The sequence below is a fragment of the Bradyrhizobium sp. CCBAU 53351 genome (assembly GCF_015291745.1).
Classification (GTDB): domain Bacteria; phylum Pseudomonadota; class Alphaproteobacteria; order Rhizobiales; family Xanthobacteraceae; genus Bradyrhizobium.
Genome location: NZ_CP030060.1, coordinates 767,574 through 784,930 on the forward strand (window position 1 = coordinate 767,574; position 17,357 = coordinate 784,930).

The 17,357-nt window shown below is 59.1% G+C and carries 13 protein-coding genes and 4 pseudogenes; 4 read left to right on the forward strand and 13 right to left on the reverse strand.

Annotated features, from left to right (window positions below; translation table 11 throughout):
* Nucleotides 1-3: 3 nt before the first annotated feature.
* The 5 genes from nodU to XH83_RS38575 all read right to left on the reverse strand — a co-directional run bounded on the left by nodU (nucleotide 4) and on the right by XH83_RS38575 (nucleotide 5,003).
* Complete coding sequence (nodU, locus tag XH83_RS38555; protein WP_128930192.1) at nucleotides 4-1,716, reverse strand: nodulation protein NodU; 1,713 nt, start codon at nucleotides 1,714-1,716, stop codon at nucleotides 4-6.
* 30 nt (nucleotides 1,717-1,746) lie between these two features.
* Nucleotides 1,747-2,355, reverse strand: a complete 609-nt coding sequence (locus XH83_RS38560) for an SAM-dependent methyltransferase (protein ID WP_128929905.1) — start codon at nucleotides 2,353-2,355, stop codon at nucleotides 1,747-1,749.
* 80 nt (nucleotides 2,356-2,435) lie between these two features.
* Nucleotides 2,436-3,746, reverse strand: a complete 1,311-nt coding sequence (nodC, locus tag XH83_RS38565; protein WP_128929904.1) for a chitooligosaccharide synthase NodC — start codon at nucleotides 3,744-3,746, stop codon at nucleotides 2,436-2,438.
* 7 nt (nucleotides 3,747-3,753) lie between these two features.
* Nucleotides 3,754-4,398, reverse strand: coding sequence for a chitooligosaccharide deacetylase NodB (gene nodB, locus XH83_RS38570; protein ID WP_128930191.1), 645 nt, complete (start codon nucleotides 4,396-4,398; stop codon nucleotides 3,754-3,756).
* Between the two features lie 11 nt (nucleotides 4,399-4,409).
* Nucleotides 4,410-5,003: a NodA family N-acyltransferase gene (locus XH83_RS38575; RefSeq protein WP_128929903.1), complete on the reverse strand. Its 594-nt coding sequence runs from the start codon at nucleotides 5,001-5,003 to the stop codon at nucleotides 4,410-4,412.
* 725 nt (nucleotides 5,004-5,728) lie between these two features.
* Between XH83_RS38575 and XH83_RS38580 the strand changes: the two genes are divergently transcribed.
* Nucleotides 5,729-6,670, forward strand: a complete 942-nt coding sequence (locus XH83_RS38580) for a LysR family transcriptional regulator (RefSeq protein WP_128929902.1) — start codon at nucleotides 5,729-5,731, stop codon at nucleotides 6,668-6,670.
* 205 nt (nucleotides 6,671-6,875) lie between these two features.
* Here the strand turns inward: XH83_RS38580 and XH83_RS38585 are convergent, their stop codons facing one another.
* Nucleotides 6,876-7,292, reverse strand: coding sequence for a MerR family transcriptional regulator (locus tag XH83_RS38585; protein ID WP_128929901.1), 417 nt, complete (start codon nucleotides 7,290-7,292; stop codon nucleotides 6,876-6,878).
* 560 nt (nucleotides 7,293-7,852) lie between these two features.
* Here XH83_RS38585 and XH83_RS38590 point away from each other — a divergent pair.
* Nucleotides 7,853-8,391, forward strand: a pseudogene (locus XH83_RS38590) (IS30 family transposase); the annotation flags it as partial.
* Nucleotides 8,392-8,542: 151 nt separating this feature from the next.
* Here the strand turns inward: XH83_RS38590 and XH83_RS40555 are convergent.
* From XH83_RS40555 to XH83_RS40565, 3 genes and pseudogenes are all read right to left on the reverse strand, one after another.
* Nucleotides 8,543-8,740: a DDE-type integrase/transposase/recombinase gene (locus XH83_RS40555; RefSeq protein WP_167506288.1), complete on the reverse strand. Its 198-nt coding sequence runs from the start codon at nucleotides 8,738-8,740 to the stop codon at nucleotides 8,543-8,545.
* A 45-nt stretch (nucleotides 8,741-8,785) separates the two neighbouring features.
* Nucleotides 8,786-8,830, reverse strand: a pseudogene (locus tag XH83_RS40560) (hypothetical protein); the annotation flags it as partial.
* Nucleotides 8,812-9,204, reverse strand: a complete 393-nt coding sequence (locus tag XH83_RS40565; RefSeq protein WP_128929899.1) for a transposase — start codon at nucleotides 9,202-9,204, stop codon at nucleotides 8,812-8,814. The pseudogene XH83_RS40560 and the gene XH83_RS40565, both read right to left, overlap by 19 nt.
* 655 nt (nucleotides 9,205-9,859) lie before the next feature.
* Between XH83_RS40565 and hisC the strand changes: the two genes are divergently transcribed.
* Both hisC and XH83_RS38610 read left to right on the forward strand, forming a co-directional pair.
* Nucleotides 9,860-10,912: a histidinol-phosphate transaminase gene (gene hisC / locus XH83_RS38605; protein WP_232995662.1), complete on the forward strand. Its 1,053-nt coding sequence runs from the start codon at nucleotides 9,860-9,862 to the stop codon at nucleotides 10,910-10,912.
* Between the two features lie 37 nt (nucleotides 10,913-10,949).
* Nucleotides 10,950-11,963 (forward strand): LLM class flavin-dependent oxidoreductase, encoded by a 1,014-nt coding sequence (locus XH83_RS38610; RefSeq protein WP_128955129.1) that lies wholly within the window; start codon nucleotides 10,950-10,952, stop codon nucleotides 11,961-11,963.
* A 1,024-nt stretch (nucleotides 11,964-12,987) separates the two neighbouring features.
* On the opposite strand, the pseudogene istB reads toward XH83_RS38610, so the two are convergent.
* The 4 genes and pseudogenes from istB to XH83_RS40085 all read right to left on the reverse strand — a co-directional run bounded on the left by istB (nucleotide 12,988) and on the right by XH83_RS40085 (nucleotide 17,119).
* Nucleotides 12,988-13,796 (reverse strand): annotated as a pseudogene (gene istB, locus XH83_RS38615) (IS21-like element helper ATPase IstB).
* Nucleotides 13,793-15,265, reverse strand: a pseudogene (gene istA / locus XH83_RS38620) (IS21 family transposase). Before istA ends, istB begins: the two co-directional pseudogenes overlap by 4 nt.
* 281 nt (nucleotides 15,266-15,546) lie before the next feature.
* Nucleotides 15,547-16,572, reverse strand: a complete 1,026-nt coding sequence (locus XH83_RS38625; RefSeq protein WP_164934317.1) for an IS110 family transposase — start codon at nucleotides 16,570-16,572, stop codon at nucleotides 15,547-15,549.
* Between the two features lie 238 nt (nucleotides 16,573-16,810).
* The gene (locus XH83_RS40085) at nucleotides 16,811-17,119 is read right to left on the reverse strand and encodes an integrase core domain-containing protein (RefSeq protein WP_128929896.1); all 309 of its coding nucleotides are present in this window, start codon (nucleotides 17,117-17,119) and stop codon (nucleotides 16,811-16,813) included.
* Nucleotides 17,120-17,357 lie beyond the last annotated feature (238 nt).

Sequence of the window (17,357 nt, forward strand, 5' to 3'; positions counted from 1 at the left end):
GTCTTAGTCAGTGACCAGAGCGGAATTGGATAATGTCAGACCAGCTTCGACGGATCGTTGCCAGAGAAAGCCGTCGCACCAAACATGGTCGACGCGACCCCAGTCACAAGCGCTAGCAACATCAGGAAAAAACCCCCGGCCAGGATGGTTGGCGCTCGTGTTGCAGAGCAGCGGAATTCCTGTAAGTTTCTCATACTCGACCAGAAGAGCAGCGATCTTTTGCGGAGACGTTCGGGAGATTGTTTGCAATCGGGCAGAACCATCCAGGTGCACGATAGCGGGAACTTTTGTCCGCCATTCGCGACGGGTTTGATGGTCGAAGAGCATGTAAGGATCTGGGCTGCCGGGATCGAAAATTTCAGCAGCCCGGTCCTCGAGGCAAATAGGAGCGACGGGACGAAATCGTTCCCGTAGCTTGATATCGTTCAGAAGGTCTTTCATCTCCTTGGAGGTTGCAGCCGCAATAATACTGCGGCCGCCGAGTGCTCTGGGTCCGAGCTCCGCGAGGCCGGTGAGGAACACTACGGGCTTGCCTGTAGCGATGAGAGCCGCAAGCTCTACGATGGTACAGGGCAAAGCCTCCCATTGGCCTGATGGGTTGCTTCCGGTCAAGGCCGGTCCGCTGTGAACTGACCACTCCAAAGGAGTCAAAGCGTTTGGCTCGGCCATGGCGGCGCAAGCCGCGCCAATTGCTGAGCCGCTATCATTTGGAAACGGGGGTACCCAAACTGAATCAAACAATCCCGTCGCGCGCAGAGCACTATTCCACTTTATATTAAGTCCACACCCTCCAGCGATGCACAGGTGCCGTAAGCCCGGAAGACCTGAGTGCCGTAGCAGAGCAAGTCCTATTTCTTGCTCCAGCAGCCGCTCCAGAAAAACGTGAAAAGATGCGAGTACATCTTCGGAAGGCGTACCGGTGAGCCGACGACCGCATGCCTCGAAAAACCAGTCAGTGGCGGCAAGTAAGGCTTCAGGATCGTTTATGCTGGCACGGTAAGCGCGAGCACGCTCGGAAGGACCGGCTAGACACGCTTCATACATCTCTTGAAAGACTGCCAGAATGCCCTCATCGAGAGCGCCTAGCCCGATATACGCCATAAGCTTACCTGCGACACCAAGATCCCAGCCTGCCCTGCTGGCTTGACGATAGGGCCCGAAGTGCTGCCCAGCGATAGCATAGGCATGGCCGATGAAAGGGAAAAGAGTGTCGAGGAAGCGGGCTCCGGTCGGATCTACATGATACAGGCGCGGAAAGATGCAGCCGTCCCACACTAAGCACAATGCAGGGGCTCGGGCTTTGGCGAAAGCACTGGTACAGTAAGCGCCGGCCACGTGGCCGGCTACGTGAGCATAGCTATGATAACGTAAAGGCACCCGATCGAGGACGAGGCCCGACCCGGCATAGGGCGTGAGGAGCGTGTTTTCGTGGGACTCGATATATGGCGCTCCCTTAATGGTGAGCGGCACCCCTTCACTTAGGACATCAAATTGCGAGTGCGTCAGCCCGTCCCAGCCGTCGATGACAAATCGGTCAACATCCGTGGGCCTTAAGCCGTGTTCGGCCAGCGCGAGAGTGACTGCGCAGAGGTCGGTGATGGCTTGATAGCGTGGATTATTGGCTCTCTTTTCTTGCTCTATGCAGAAGAGCAAGCGCCCATCTTCCACAACGGCAACCGCTCCGTCATGTGTCAGCTTGATTCCACAGATTCGCATAGTCACTCCGTGTTCGCCGCAGCGAATGCACTAGTCTGGCAAGTTCGACTTAGTGCGAAAAGACGCAATCAAACAATCTTCGTCGATGCTCGCGCCACGGCATTGTACGCGCTCAGTCTCGACCAGATGTTCATTCAAAACATCAAGCATTGTTTCGGCACCCGCAGGATGCCCCCAACGCTGACAAGAGGCGTCACGCGCTGATCCGAAAACGAGCCGTCCGCTGGGCGCCAGCATTCGCGTGAGCTTCTCGATGGCGTCACCCATCTGGCCGGTATCTTCAAGATAATAAAGCACTTCCGCCACCACGATCAGGTCGAATGGATTAGTTGCGTTGAGGTCCCGCACGTCAGAGATGTGCCAGGCGATATGAGGCCATTGAGCTTGCTCCCTTGCTCGAGTGATCGCACGCGGCAGAACGTCGATTGCTACGAGTTGCTGGCAGTGGGGCGCCAGCTTTGCCGTGAAGACGCCCGCTGCGCAACCCACCTCAAGCGCGTTACCGACCGCGCCTTCCGCGAGGCACAGACGGAGCAAGTGCGCGTGGCGCTCTTGCTCGAATGGGTTCGCGTTGAGCCGCCACGGGTCGTCCGCCTCCATCTCCCGCTCGAGCAAGCGCAGTACCTTATCGAATGTCATTCACCCTTCCTTACTTTAGTGCGCTTGTTTTCGCCGCGTTTGAGCGCGGTCCTAGATCACAGGCCGAGCGTTGGAGCGCCTTAACGGGTGGTCCCCTCCCCGGTGACCGCCAGCGCTGCCGGCTGTCGCCGAGCGGCATCATGGTGACAGGCGTCACGTTCGTGGATCGTTTCCGGAGCCCCGCAGAGTGATGCCGGAGGCGTCGTACGGGAGAGCCAGTTACTGTTATCCAATGTACACAATGCATAGGCTTTCAAGGGAAGCACTAGGAACAGATTGATTGGCGTGTGCAACGCGAAGCCAAGAAATCGCACCTCACGAGCACGAATCGCCGCTGTGGTGCACCGCATCAGCGTTAGCGATGAAATAGCAACGATCGTCAACCATGGTATGGTGTGCGTGGTCGCAAGCTGAGCGAGCCCGGTCATTATGGACAGAGCCAAAAGAAGAGGGCCAAGGTTCTGTCCGATAACATCTAATGTGAGATAGCCATTAAGATGAGGCAGCAGCCGCAGTGCTAGCAGCGTGTCGCGGAACGTACTGCGTGCCCAGCGTAGTTGTTGACGCAAATAAGGTCCGAGCCTGTCGGGAACGACGGTTGCGGCTATCGCATCTGGAACGTATTCAGTTCGAAACCCTGCCTGCAGCATAAGTATTGTGAGGTGACGATCCTCGCCGAAATCACTGGGCTTCCCGCGGAAATATTGCGTTTCATACTTGTCGAGCAGCGATGTAAGAGCCGAACGGCGATACATGGCGCAGGGTCCGCAGCAGCACATAACAGCACCGAAGCTGGCTTGTGCAGCGCGTTCTTCGTTACAAGCAAGCCAGTACTCCATGTCGATGAGCCGCGTGAGCCAAGTGCGATCCCGATTGGTCGCGACCAGATGGCCCATAGCGGCACCAACTTCCGGCTCGTGCATGCTAGCTGCTAGTTTTGTGACGACATCGACTGCGAGCGTCGTATCAGAGTCGACGTTGAGAACCAGGTCTCCAGATGACTGCCGGATGGCACAAATCTGCGCCTTCCTCTTGCCTACGTTCTTTCGCAGAATGATAAAGCGAAATCGTGTATCTTGCGCGTAAGCGTCGTGGACAGCTTTGACAGCAGCGAGGTTTTGAGAGCCATCGTCAACGACATAGACGCGCAGTCGTCCAGTAAAATCCTGGGCGGCAATCGAGCCTAAGCACGCCGACAGGGTGTCTGGCGTTTCATTGTAGCAAGGAACGATAACGTCGACACTGGGCATCGTTTCGTGATCGACGTCCGTGAGTGGCGGCGATGAGGCCCGGCTCTTTATTGCATAGATCATTTGAGCGCTCTTATAAAACGCTGAAAGGATTGTGTATGATCCAATCGCGGCAGTGCTGGCGGTCACAAGCAGGCTCATTCTGGTCTCAGTGAAAGTGAGGAATGGGACGAATTGCAAAGCCGCGACTGTGCAATGCGGGAATTAGCTGGCTGACGGCGCATACTGTCTGATCGCGCAGCCTTTGATCATGACCCCAATTGCGTTCATCGGGAGGGCAGCCATCGTGCAAAAGAACAATGGCTCCAGGTTGGATGGAGCTCAGTACCGCGCTGACGATCGCATCCGCACCAGGCCGAGACCAGTCGCGAGGGTCTACAGACCAGTGAAGTGCGCCGAGCCCAGCGCTCGCGGCGCAGGAGAGCACATGTTCGGTCCAGAGCCCATATGGCGCACGCACATGTCGGAGCCGAGCCTCCGGGCAAGCCGACTTAATGGCACAGTTCGCGTGTGCAATCTCCGACGCGACTTTCGTTGGCTCGCATTTCGAGAGATCGGGATGGTTCATGGTGTGGTTTGCGAGTTCGTGTCCGTCGGAAACTATCCTGCGCGTAATGTGCGGATGTTCTGCTGCATATCTGCCGATGACGCAGAACGTCGCCGGCACGTTATGTTGGGAGAGGATGTCTAAGATGTGCGGGGTATAAAAAGAGTGCGGCCCGTCGTCGAACGTCAAGTGGACGCTTGGTGAGTCAGCATACTGCCTGCCATCGCCAACGCTTGTTAAGTGCATAGAGAGGCCTGTCACAGTTCGGGCCCGTTTCGCTCAATTGTCGTTCCGGGCGGCCATTCGCTCAACGGCTTTCCGACAGGCAAAACGACGAGAAGAGCGTCGTCTGTTCGCGTGGGCGGCAAAGCAGGATAGACCTCCGCCAGCGTAGAACGGACGCGTATACCCGGAATGATCGAGGCCAGCCCTGGGCGATCGAGCAACCTCGTGATGTGCGTTTTGAGCGCATGACGGACTGTGCCAAATCCGAAAGGAACGCCCATCAGGTGTAGTGTAGGATACATTGCGCGTACAGAGTGTGGCACTCCCAGACCCTCTAGGTCGGGGCGTACCGCGTACAATCCGAGTTCGGCCACCAACACGTCGGCATCGCCGACCTTGATGAACCGTCGCAGCGCGCCAAGATGAGCCGCAACGCCCCTGCTGTCGTAGCCGACACATCGGAGCTCGGGCCTCGCACCCGCCCAGCTCCGATAGCCCTCAAAGGGACGTGCATTGAACGTTCCGGTCGGTCCGTAAGCCGCTCGTAAGAATGCCGAGAGCTGGATATGATCCGATAGCTCCAACTCATTCTCCCAGCACGTCCGCCACTGTATTGGGGGGCGCATCGACCCATCTCCTACGTTTGGCTTCATTGCCGTGTATGCATGAGGTGAGGCGCTACAGCAGGGTGCGCACGGAATCGAGCGCACGGGGCTGCTGCAGGCGCTCTCCTGCGGTTCGGCGAAGAACGACTTGGGAATGCGGCGCAATGCGTAGCAGGCCGCGGGAGCCCTACAGGAATCCTGCTAGAAAGAAGGTGGGTGCGGTCAGGTTGTACAATATACGATGGTATATCGGCGTCCTTTCGCGGACATATCGGCGTCCTGCGAGTTGCGAGACAAAGCACCTCTGATGTATTACTCGCCTTAAAGATGTTTGATGGGGTGATCGAGGTGGTTTGAATGTGTGAACTGGTACGGGCTACTAATGTAAGACATGGCGCGCTCGAACTGGGATAGCGCCTGTTGCTGTTTGCAAGGGGCACGCATGGTGGTGTCGATTGGATGGGGCGCGCTGTCCGATTGATCGTTGTAAAGAGCCCATTGCCGCTTGATAACTGGGTCGCGAGACCAAGGGGTCTGCAGGGCTGAGACCATATGTGAGCTTCAAGAAATGCCTGGGGCGGTGTCGCTATGATTCGCGGTTCACTATGTTCAATGCGCAGCGCCACGATCGTGGTCTCCAAAATCTAACGTGTTGCGTCGGACACGTCACTTTTATTCCATCGTGGCGCGCGCGGGTAAAATCGATTGTTTAGATGAGTTACATCTACACTGCGGATGAATGAACAATGCGGTTTCGTGGCCTAGATCTAAATCTGCTCGTCGCTCTTGATGCCCTGATAGCAGAGCGTAACTTGACGGCAGCAGCACGCAGCATCAACTTGAGCCAGCCCGCAATGAGTGCGGCGGTCGCCCGCCTGCGTGCGTATTTCAAGGACGAGTTGTTCACGATGAGCGGCCGTGAACTTGTCCTGACCCCACGCGCAGAGGCTCTCGCCTCACCTACTCGCGAAGCGTTACTGCACATTCAGCTTTCCATCACGTCTCGCGAGCCCTTTAGGCCGGACGAATCAAATCGCCGTTTTCGCCTTTGCATGTCCGATTTCGCGGCTATCGTGCTTATTCGCAAGGTGATTGAGCGCGTCGCGCGAGAGGCGCCCGGCATCAAATTCGAGCTGATGCCACTGGCCGATCCATTCGACCACCCCCTTCAGCGGGGTGCGGTCGACTTTATCATTCTTCCCGACGTGTACACGACGGATGAGCATCCGAAGGCCACGCTATTTGATGAGACGCTGGTTTGCGTGGGCTGCCGTTCCAACAAGCGATTGGCGCGACCGCTGACGTTCTCAAGCTACATGTCCATGGGGCACGTTGCTGTCCGGTTCGGCCGTTCTCGCGTCCCGTCAATCGACGAATGGTTCATGCAGGAGCATCGAGTTAAGCGGCGCGTGGAGGTCGTGGTTCAGGGCTTCAGCATGATGCCCCACATGCTCGTCGGGACGAACCGGGTAGCGACCATGCCGGCAACGTTGGTGCGGCATTTCGCAAAATCGCTACCCTTGCGCGTTGCAAAGCTTCCCCTGCCGTTGCCTGGCTTTACGGAGACGCTGCAATGGCCTGCACTGCACAACAATGAGCCTGCAAGCAAGTGGATGCGCCAGGTCTTGCTTGAGGAAGCCGCTCGCCTCGGTTCGTCACAGGAGGAACCAAGCCTGGCTCCTGAGTAGCGCGTCCCCCAATTGGGGCCGTTCAGACGCGGCGGAGCATGTCGCGCTAAGCCTTCAATTACTGGCCTCCACGTGACACGGGTTGGCCGCAGCAAATGACCCGCATGCCCTTGTTGGTCGTCGGAAACGGTGTCGCGCAGCGGCGTCCAGACAGGCGACGGCCCCACTCTGATTGCCGCCGAGCGCGCCGTTCGAGCAGAGGTACTCACATGTCGACTTTACCCGGAGGTCGGTTCAGATGGTTGGGTAGCTCGTCTAGCCGGACATCTGCGTCGACATTCTGAGCGAGGCGGCGCAGCAGATCGCGGACGGCGGTTGCGCGCATCACTTCGCGCTCTGCACGTTCCAGCTGCTCGCTCAACAAACGCGAAAGAGACGAGCGTCCTTCAAGAGCGCTCCGGATTTCCTGAAGCGAAAGGCCGAGCCGGCGAAGTGCGACTATGTGGTAAACGCGTGTCAAACTGTCGGCGTCGTACATGCGATGGCCGCCGCACGTACGCTGAGAAGCAGTGAGCAGTCCTGTCTGCTCATAGTGACGCAATGCCCGCACCGTGACGCCGGTGGCATCTGCAAGTTCACCAATGCGCCGCCACCGACGCTTATAGAATGAAGGCCTGTTCATAGCCGGACCTGTACAACCTGACGCCAGGGGAGGTTCAAGCGCTTTCGGACCGCTTGCCTGGCAGGGCGGCGGCGTGTCGTAGATCGAACGAAGCTTGCGATACGCGGGTGTTGCGGCAGGCCATGTAGCGCAATATTGCGCTAATAGCGCATCCGGCCTGAACTACGTTGAGGGCGCTACAAGCTGCATCAGCCTGACAAATGAACGCAGATCGTCCGCGGCGGACGTGCGTTCAAGAATGAGCGTCGCGAGTGCTGTGCGATTCGCAGGAGTTCGCATGCAATCGGGGAGCGCAACGACGGCCTCATCAAGAAGACGTCCGAGCATTAAGAGGTCTTCGGGAGTATAGATGCGGCCTGGCATATGCAACGTGGTCCCTTAGCTTGTATTCAAATCCGTCACGTCGGCGCGGCTCCTTACAAAGGGGTTTGGCTGCTATGAGGCAGAACGGAGACGGACCTGGGGCGCGTAGGACCGGAGACTTGAAAAAACGCAGGCTCCTCGGCCCGGGCACGGAGAAGCTCTCAGGTGCCCCCGCCTAGAGGAGCGAGTTTAAGCGACAACGCCCCGCCGAAGCGGCCGATCGCGCGGTGCCGGTCACTGGGAGGGAGACCTCATCCTTGGTCTTGGCAGCTCGGTGATCGGCACGCTGGTTGAGCGTACGACGCGCTTCACGATGCTGCTGCATCTTCCCCGGGTTGCGGGGCATGGCGAAGCTCCGCGCATGAAGAATGGGCCTGCTCTCGCAGGGCACGGAGCTGAAGCGGTGCGCGGCGCGATTACGCGCACCATCATCAGCTTGCCCGAAGAGCTGCGTCGTTCGCTGACCTGGGATCAGGGAGCTGAAATGGCTCAGCACGATCGTCTTAAGATCGACGCGGGTGTCCAAATCTACTTCTGCGATCCGCAAAGCCCATGGCAGCGTGGCACCAACGAGAACACAAATGGGCTGCTGCGTCAGTACTTCCCGAAAGGCACCGACCTGAGCGGCCACAGCGCCGACGAGATCGCCGCTGTGGCCGCGGCCCTCAATGCTCGACCGAGAAAAACCCTGGGTTAGAAAACGCCGGCAGAGGCCCTTGACGAGTTGCTATCGTGAGTGAACACAATCTGTGTTGCGACGACCGCTTGAATCCGCCTTGAACGCCGCGATCGGAATGGTGGATCAGGCCGGCACTTGGCCGCCGCGCCGCGATCGCCATCCGCAACGCCGCCAAGGCCAGCTCGGCGCGCAAATGATCCGCCATCGCCTAGCCGACAATCCTGCGGCTGTACAGATCCATGACGGCAGCCAGATAGAGCCAGCCCTGATCGGTCTCGATGTAGGTGATATCGGCCAGCCAGATCCGGTTCGGCGCAGTGGCGATGAAGTTGCGGTCGAGCAGATTGGGGGCGATCGGCAGGTCGTGGCGGCTGTCGGTGGTCCGCACCCGACGTGGCCGCGCCATGATGGCCCTGCTGCCGTGACGCCGCATCAACCGCTCGATGCGACCACGGCTCGCCCCGCGGCCCTGATCCTTCAACTCGGCATGGATACGCGGGCTGCCATAACGCCCGCGGGTGTCGCGGTGGACCCGCCTGATGTCGTCGACGAGGTCACGATTGGCAGCAGATCGTCGGCTCCCCGGGCGCGAGCGCCAGGCATAATGCGCAGCCGCTCGTTCTCTCGCTGCAAACGCGCGATCTCTGCCGCGTGGTCCGCCGACGGCAGCGTCGCCCGCGTCGTGGGGCGCCGCGCCGCCGCCGTCGGCTGCAGCCGAACCCCTCGCTGCTCCACCCACCGCCGCAGCACGGACTCTCGCAAGCCAAGCTCCTTGGCAACAGATCCGATCGAGCGCCAACTCGATGTTACGAGATCAACCGCTTGCCGCTTGTAGTCGTCCGTAAGCGACCGACGCTGACGTCCTTCCATCCGACACCTCCTGGCTCTTCGAGCCTACTACAGGTGTCCATCAATTCGGAGGAGGTTCACGGGTGCAACAAGGGAGATCGGTAATATCCGGAGCCAATGTGCGGTGTGGCACCGGGCTGTTTCTGATCGGTGCGGCATTCAGCGGCAGAGGCTCAACAGGTCATTTGAACAGGCCGGGGGGCAGGCGGTTTGCTTTTGGCGGCCCTGTGGCGAAAGGAGTGATCTGTGAACGGCGGCATTATTGGTTCGGATTGTGTGTGCTTCCAGCTGATTAATGTCGGTCTGCAGGAGCGGCCTTGGGATAAACCACTTGAATCGACCGCAGGGTCAGGTTGTACACGGAAAAGGTGGAAGCGCACAGGCGTGCCGAGTGAGCTCGATTGGTAAGCAATGGCTATGGCGATCGCGCTAGATGCTGTCGGTTAGGGCTGCATTTTGACGCCTTGCTGTGTGACAGCCTCGAGTGTCTTCAACCGAACCCATAGAGCCCAATGTGGGGCACTGTGACCGGCTTTGAACAAACCAAGAGGTGAGGTGCGGCTGGTCCGCAACAGAGATAGGGAAAGCAGCGCGACCTGCGGCAGCAGGCGGATGTCGGGCTGCATAGAGGAGGATCTGGATGTCAGGTGACGAGGAATACCTTCATCGACATGCTATGGCAGACAGGAGTCTCGCGGAAGGCAGATCCGCCGGGATCGCTGCGTACTCGCTGCCATGCGTGAACCTCAACAGGAACGAAAACCCGTTCCCGATGCCTGACGTAGTCATGCGGGCTGCGTTTGCCGCGATTGGAACCCACAATAGGTATCCGGAGGAGGACAGCGGCGGCTTACGATCAGCGGCCGCGCGAGCCTATGGGGTCTCTGTCGAGCAGGTGATCGCAGGAAATGGCTCATCGGAGATTCTCGCACTTATTTACCGGGGGTTTCTTGCCGCTGGCGATACTGTCGGAATGTTGTCGCCCGGCTTTTCGTTCAATCATAAATTGGCGGCGGTGAACGGAGCGCGCTTGCTTGAAGTTGATTGGGCCGATCACAATGCTCTGCCGGCGAGCCAAAGTGTTCGGCAGGCGGCAGGAGACGCAAAGTTCATCGTGCTCGCCAACCCAAATAACCCAACAGGGACATTCGTTCAGATCGCGGAAATTGAGCGACTGGTCGCTGAAACGGATCAGCTTATCGTGCTCGATGAGGCGTATGTCGACTTTGCTCCAGACAATGCACTGGGTCTGATCGACCGATATCAGAATCTTCTGCTGCTAAGGACGTTTTCGAAGAGTTACGCTGCAGCGGGCCTTCGCATCGGCTTTGGCCTCGGTAACCCGCGGGTGATTGCAAGACTGCGTAGCATACAGAACCCTTTCAACATGAGCGTGATTAGCCAGTCCGTTGGCGTCAGCATCCTCGAGCATCGTAATGCCTACGATCAGTGCATTGAATGCATTGTTCAGGAAAGGGAGAGAACTATGGTGGCGCTGTCGGCGCTTGGATTCTATGTCCTGCCATCACATGCAAACTTTGTATTGGCTCGCGTACCGCTTGGGTACGACGGTAGATGGTGGCAGCAAGCCTTAGAGAGGAAGAATGTGAACGTTGCGGTGTTTCCCGAGGGGGACCTTGGGGGCTTCATAAGAATCTCAATAGGTGCGGCGGAGCAGATGGACACCTGTTTATCTGTGGTCAGTGGCATTGCTGGGGGGCTGATCTGATTAATGAGAACGATTTCGTCAAATCGGGAGGACTAACGTGACAAATGTATCACGTCGAATACGGCTTGGAATCTTTGACCACTTGGACGAAGACGGTCTCGACTTATCGCAGCAGTATAACGATCGACTGGTGTTGGCCGAAGCGTGTGACCGGTTGGGATACCACGCGTACCATCTTGCCGAGCACCATTGCACACCGCACGGGCGATCGCCCTCGCCTAACGTATTTCTGTCGAGCGTTGCGCAGCGTACGAAGCAGCTCCGCATCGGGCCGATGGTCATGCTGCTAAGCCTTCAGCACCCCCTTCGGGCCTATGAAGAGGCATGCATGCTGGATCATTTGAGCGGCGGTCGTCTTGAGCTCGGTATCGGGTGGGGCTCTCTACCGATTGAATTGGGGTACTTCGGGGTTAGCGCAGAGAGCGCTCGCGAGCTGTATTCCGAAGGAATGGAGATCTTGACCAGAGCGATGCGAGGCGGGACCTTGTCCTACGAAGGTCAGCATTATCGCCTCCACGAAGTGCCGTTAGCAATTACGCCTTATCAGCGTCCCCATCCACCGACCTGGATTCCCGTGAGCCAGCCCGGCTCTGCGCGAGCGGCCGCTGAGATCGGTGCCAATATCGCGAGCATTGGCCCGGCCTCTATGGTTCGGAAATCGACTGACGCGTACCGCGCGTGCAATTGGCGCGGAGGGGCTCCGCTTGTCGGTTTGCTTCGCATGATTGTAGCAGACACTTCGGAAGCTCATGCGTATTCGCTAGCTGCAGCGGCTTACGACAGATGGCTCACGAGCTTTAGGGTCCTTTATGATCTCAGCGGGGTACCTGCCCCTCCGAACCTTCCGCCAACCTTCGAAGCAGCAATTGAAAGTGAATTGTGCGTTGTCGGAACCGCCGCTTCTGTGCGAAGTGTCCTTATTGATCACCTGGAGCAAGCGGGAGCTAACTATCTTCTCTGCCAAGTGGCCTTTGGCGATCTCCCGCTTGTTGCGGCCTTGAACACGGCGACTATTCTCCGGTCCGAACTTATGGCGGGAGGCGGCCCATGAACCTCTTAGGATAAGAGTGATAAACCTTTCGGTGGGCTGAAGCCCATGATCCTCTCTGGACAGGCGCTGCGGCGCCAGGTCGAGCGCCTGTGAAGCGGATGCCCGCTCGGCTGCACCTAGTGCAGTCGAGCGGGCACATCAAGTGTTCGAAGCATGGTTGTCCCAGGCGGCGCGGGTGAGTACTCCAGGTCTGCTCATTCGGCGGGCTTTCCGGGCGCTGAACGAGCGAGTGGTGGTGCCTCGCAAGGTGGCGAGGTCCGATGACCTCGAGGTGGGCTCTGTATTTAACAGGAGAGTGACGACCGACTGAGGGCGGATCAGTCAGCCGAGCAATGCGAAATGTCAAAGAGAGACAGAAGCTGTTGTAGTAGGAGGTTAGATGGCGAGAAGTTGGTTAGGAAGATGAAGGTTTGTGAACTTGTCGAGCTTTTGTCGAGATGCGAGCAGGATGCGGTAGTCGTCATCACGGACGGTTCGTCGTCCTCGATTGCCGTGGCTGTGGTTTGCACGGTCCAAACCGGATGGGCCCACAGCCAGCAAGCGAACCCCAATTTGTCATTCCTGCCCGACGGATTGGATCATGCCATGTTACCGAGAGGTAGCAATTTGGCGCGTGGGGTGAGATTACTTGGCCCTAGATGTGAGCCGTTGTTGCTCCTTCAGTAGACATTCCGGGGACGACAGTGCCGGCGTCTGTCCCCAGTCTGGCGTCATCCGTGCTTGACTGTTGGACGGGCGGCTCGTTCCGACAAAGGCATGGAACTTGGCGACTCCCATTTGGAACTTCTGGAACTACATCAGCAGCCGTAGACTTTGACTGACCCCCAACGATTATCCAGCCCTGAGTACACTCTGGCTGTTGGATTCCCGATTGGGGTCGTAGCGACGGGAGCTGATGTAGCGCGGCAATCTGGGTAGGAAGTGCGCGGCAATCAGGATGGCGAGGCGTGTCGCGGCCTGATGATGATTGCCGCGATGATTGTCGCGCGCAAGAGTTTTGTTGAACTCTGATTGTCGCGCAGCGTCAATCAGCGACGGTTTTGGATGTCGCGTGCGATGGCGGCCGTCCGGGACCGCGTTTTCGTTCGAGGGCGGTCCGTCTGCGATAGCTCTCGACGTTCATCTCGACGATGGTGGCGTGATGAACGAGGCGATCGATAGCGGCCAGGTCATGGCGGGGTCCGGGAAGACCCTGTTCCATTCGCCGAATGGCTGATTGGCGGTGATCAGCATCGAGCGGCGCTCGTAGCGTGCGCTGATGAGCTCGAACAGCACGCTGGTCTCGGCCTGATCCTTGGTGACGTAAGCGAGATCATCAAGAATCAGGAGATCGAAGCGATCGAGACGATTGATGGCCGCCTCGAGGTTAAGCTCGCGTCGCGCTAGCTGGAGCTTCTGCACGAGATCGGTGGTCCGGGTGAAGAGGACGCGCCATCCGTTCTCGATGAGGGCCAGGCCGATCGCTGCCGCCAAGTGGCTCTTTCCGCCGCCGGGCGGGCCGAACAACAGCAAATTGGCGCCCTTGCCCAGCCAGCTGTCACCGGCGAGCGCCATCACCTGCGCCTTTGAGATCATCGGCACAGCTTCGAAGTCGAAGCTGTCGAAGGTCTTTCCGGTGGGCAAACGTGCTTCGACAAGGTGTCGTTCGGTCCGACGGCGGCCGCGTTCGGCAATCTCGTGCTCGGCGATGGTCGCGAGGAAGCGGCCGGCCGGCCAGCCTTCCTTGTCGGACTGTTCGGCAAATTGCGCCCACAGCACCTTGATGGCAGGCAGACGGAGCTCATTGAGCAACAGATTGAGGCGCGCGGCATCAACCGTGTTCGTTACGCTCATGCGGCACCTCCGGTCTCGGCGGTACCGATGAGGCATTCGTAGGTCGCAAGCGGCACGAGCTGCACCACGACGTTCGGCAGGTTGGCGGGATCGGGGGCGAAGTAAGCACGTAGCCGGTTGATGTCGGGCAGTTGGCCGGCCTCGAGGTCGGCGGTGAGCTGATCGGCGAGTTCGGTCTCGCAGCCGCGTTCATGAGCGAGCGCGAGGAGATCGACCATGATCCGGCAGGCTTTTTTGTCCGGCAAGCGTTCGCGCAAGCGATCGAAGGTCTTCCGGTAGGCATCGCGCGGGAACAGCCGATCCCGGTAGACCAGATTGAGAAGTGCCATCGGCTTGCGCCGCAGGGAATGGATCACGTGCCGATAATCGACGACCTGGTCGTACTTGCCATTGGGATGCGGCCGCCCACGCGGCAAGGTGACGAGATGGGTGCCCCCGACGAACACGTCGAGACGATCGTCGTAAAGGCGCACCCGCAGCCGGTGACCGATCAGGCGCGATGGCACCGTGTAGAACACCTTGCGCAGGGTGAAGCCGCCGGACGAGGTCACGCGGACGATCACCTCTTCGTAGTCGGAGGTGCGCCGATCGGGCAGCTCCTGCAACACCACGCGCTCGCTATCGATCCGCTTGGCGTTGCGGGCATTGCGGCGGCTGACGATCTCGTCGATGAAGCCGCGATAGGTGGCAAGATCGTCGAAGTCGACAGTTCCGCGCAGCAGCAAGGCGTCCGCGATTGCTCGCTTGAGATGACCGTGAGGCCCTTCGATCGAGCCATTCTCGTGGGCGACGCCTCGATTGTTGCGGGAAGGCCGCATGCCGTAATGGGCACAAAGGGCCTCGTATCGCTGCGTCAGATCGTCCCGTGCATCACGATTGAGATTGCAGAATGCGGCCGACAGACTGTCGGTCCGATGCTCCCGCGGCGCCCCACCGAGCGACCAGAGGGCATTCTGCAGGCCTTCCGCCAGGGCGACGAAGCTCTCGCCGCCAAGCACGACGTGGGCGTGCTCGAACCCGCAATAGGCCAAACGGAAGTGATAGAGACGATGATCCAACGGAGCACCCGCGATCGTCACACCCAACTCGTCCATGTCTGTGAAGTCGGAGAGGCCGAGTTGGCCAGGCTCGTGGGTTTGGCGGAAGATCACCTCCTGCTCCTCGCCGTGGACCGCCCGCTATGCACGGATCCGACGTTCCAGGGTACGACGGATACCGATGCCGAGATCCGGATGACGCCGTAGCATCTCCTCGAACACCGCCACCGGGCGTAAGCCAGGTGCCGCCTTCAGGATCGGGACGATCTCGGTCTCGAACACCTCGCTCAACGGGTCCGGTCGTCGCCGGCCGCGGGGCGCCTTCCTTTGCGATGGAAATCGGGGATCTCTCTCGATCCGATAGGCGGTCGACGCACTGAATGACGCCTTGGCCGCCGCCACTGGCGGGCTATCGGTCTGACGGTACTTCATGTAGAGCCTTCTGTGGTTGCCGCCCGCAATGCAAGAAGTTTCTGACCCTTTGGCGTGTGATCGAGTGCGGTCTTCTGTCAGGCCTTCCTTTACGGCATTTTCAGAAGCCGCTGGCCGGTATGGTGATCCGCGGACCAGGTCCAATTCTCATCTCCGAGCACGTCGGCTCTTTGGCTCTAGCTGGTTTCCTGATCCAGATCTGTTCGATCGTTGCGCCCATTCGGGTCGTCGCCTTCTCACACCCCCTTCGCCAACGTCAGGCTATTTCGTGCTGCATGCAGTCATGCCGTCACTGCCTGCGCTGGGTTCCGATAATCCTCCTTCCGGGTGAGCATGGCCCAAATCGTCCGAGCCATCTTGTTCGCCAAGGCGATCGCCACAAGCATGCGCGGCTTCCTCGCCAGCATCTGCGCCAGCCAGGATCCGCTAGGGATCGACTTGCGCCCGAGCCAGTTCAGCCGCGACATCGCCCCAACGATGAGCAACTGGCGAATGTCCGCCTGTCCTTCCTTCGAAACGCGTCCGAGCCTTTCCTTTCCCCCTGAGGAATGTTGCCGTGGGACCAAGCCGAGCCAAGCCGCGAAGTCTCGGCCACGTCGAAAGGCCGCCATGTCGGGCGCGAAAGCCTCGATCGCGAGTGCGGTCAGCGGGCCGACCCCCGGCATTGTCTGCAGCCGCTGCGCCGTGACCGTCCGCGTCGCCAACTTCTTGAGCTGCTCTGCCTTGGCATCGATCCGCTCCGTCTTGTAGGCGATCTGATCAATGAGACTCCGACATTCCTCGCGGACCAGTTCTGGTAGATCGCTGTTCGGATCTTCGAGGATTGCGTCAATGCGTTTAAGTTGTTCGATTCCTTGCGGGATGATATGGCCGAATTCGTAGAGAACAGAACGCAGCGCATTCACCAGATCGGTGCGCTGATGAACAAGGCGCTTCCGAGCCCGAAAGAGCACTGCCCTGGCCTGCTGTTCTTCCGATTTCGGCTCGACGAAGCGCATCTCGGGGCGCTGTGCCGCGATCACGATTGCTTCGGCATCAGCCGCGTCGTTCTTTTGGCGTTTCACAAAAGGCTTCACATATTGCGGAGCGATCAGTTTCACTTCATGGCCGAGCTTGACCATCTCCCGTGCCCAATAGTGGGCGCTGCCACAGGCTTCCATCACCACCACTGCCGATGGGTGGCCCGCCATGAACTTCCGAAACTGAAGCCGCGACAGTTTCTTTCGAAATTTCAAGTGTCCCGCCATTGACGCCCCGTGGAGCTGAAACACATTCTTGGCTAGATCCACTCCGATCACCGTATCCATCAATTTGCCGTCCTCTTCGCTTCGGGGTTCAAACACTGCGTTCTTGGCACATTACGATGCCGTCTGGGGAGGGCGGCAACCATCCCATCTCATCTGGTGATCTGTGATGTGTCGGCCGGGCACGCGAGTGATTCCTCTTGGCGGAAGAACCACTTGCATAACCCCGCCGGCCGCGATCACCAGTCGGCGCGGTCCTCCTCGGGATCGCGCCGACGCTGGGCTCGTAACTCCGGTCGGGCTACGCCCTCCCTACGTCACGAGCCCAGCGAAACTCTCTCACCTTGATTGACGCTGCCTTCCATCCTGATCGCCGCGCGACAAGCTGACGCGGAGCCTTCGCATAGCGCAGTGCCAGATCCCGGCAGGTGAAGACGAACCCGAACGGGGTCTTCCATCCGAGCTGGGAGTGTGGTCGCGCGTCGTTGTAATCGGCCCGCCGGCACCCAGGCACGACACGGGCCTGGGCAGGGACGTAAACAGCGGCTCGCCCCGCAGCTGGCCATTGAAGTCTTCGATGCGCATTCTGCATAGGCTTGCCGGGCCCCATTTAGTGCCAGGCTAGGCGGCTCTGATCAGCCCACGACATGATGCCATTGCTGTCGGCCTCGCTGTTGTCGTTGACCACCATCTTGGAGTTGCCGCGCTCAATGGAGTTAAATCGGTTGCGCGATCAGCGGTTCGGACGCTGCAGACAGCCTGCGCGGCGGACGTAAGTCCGGTTCGCCGGCGGGGCGGAAGGCAAGCGGGGACCTAGCTGATCGAGAGATCGAGAAGCTCACGCTCAA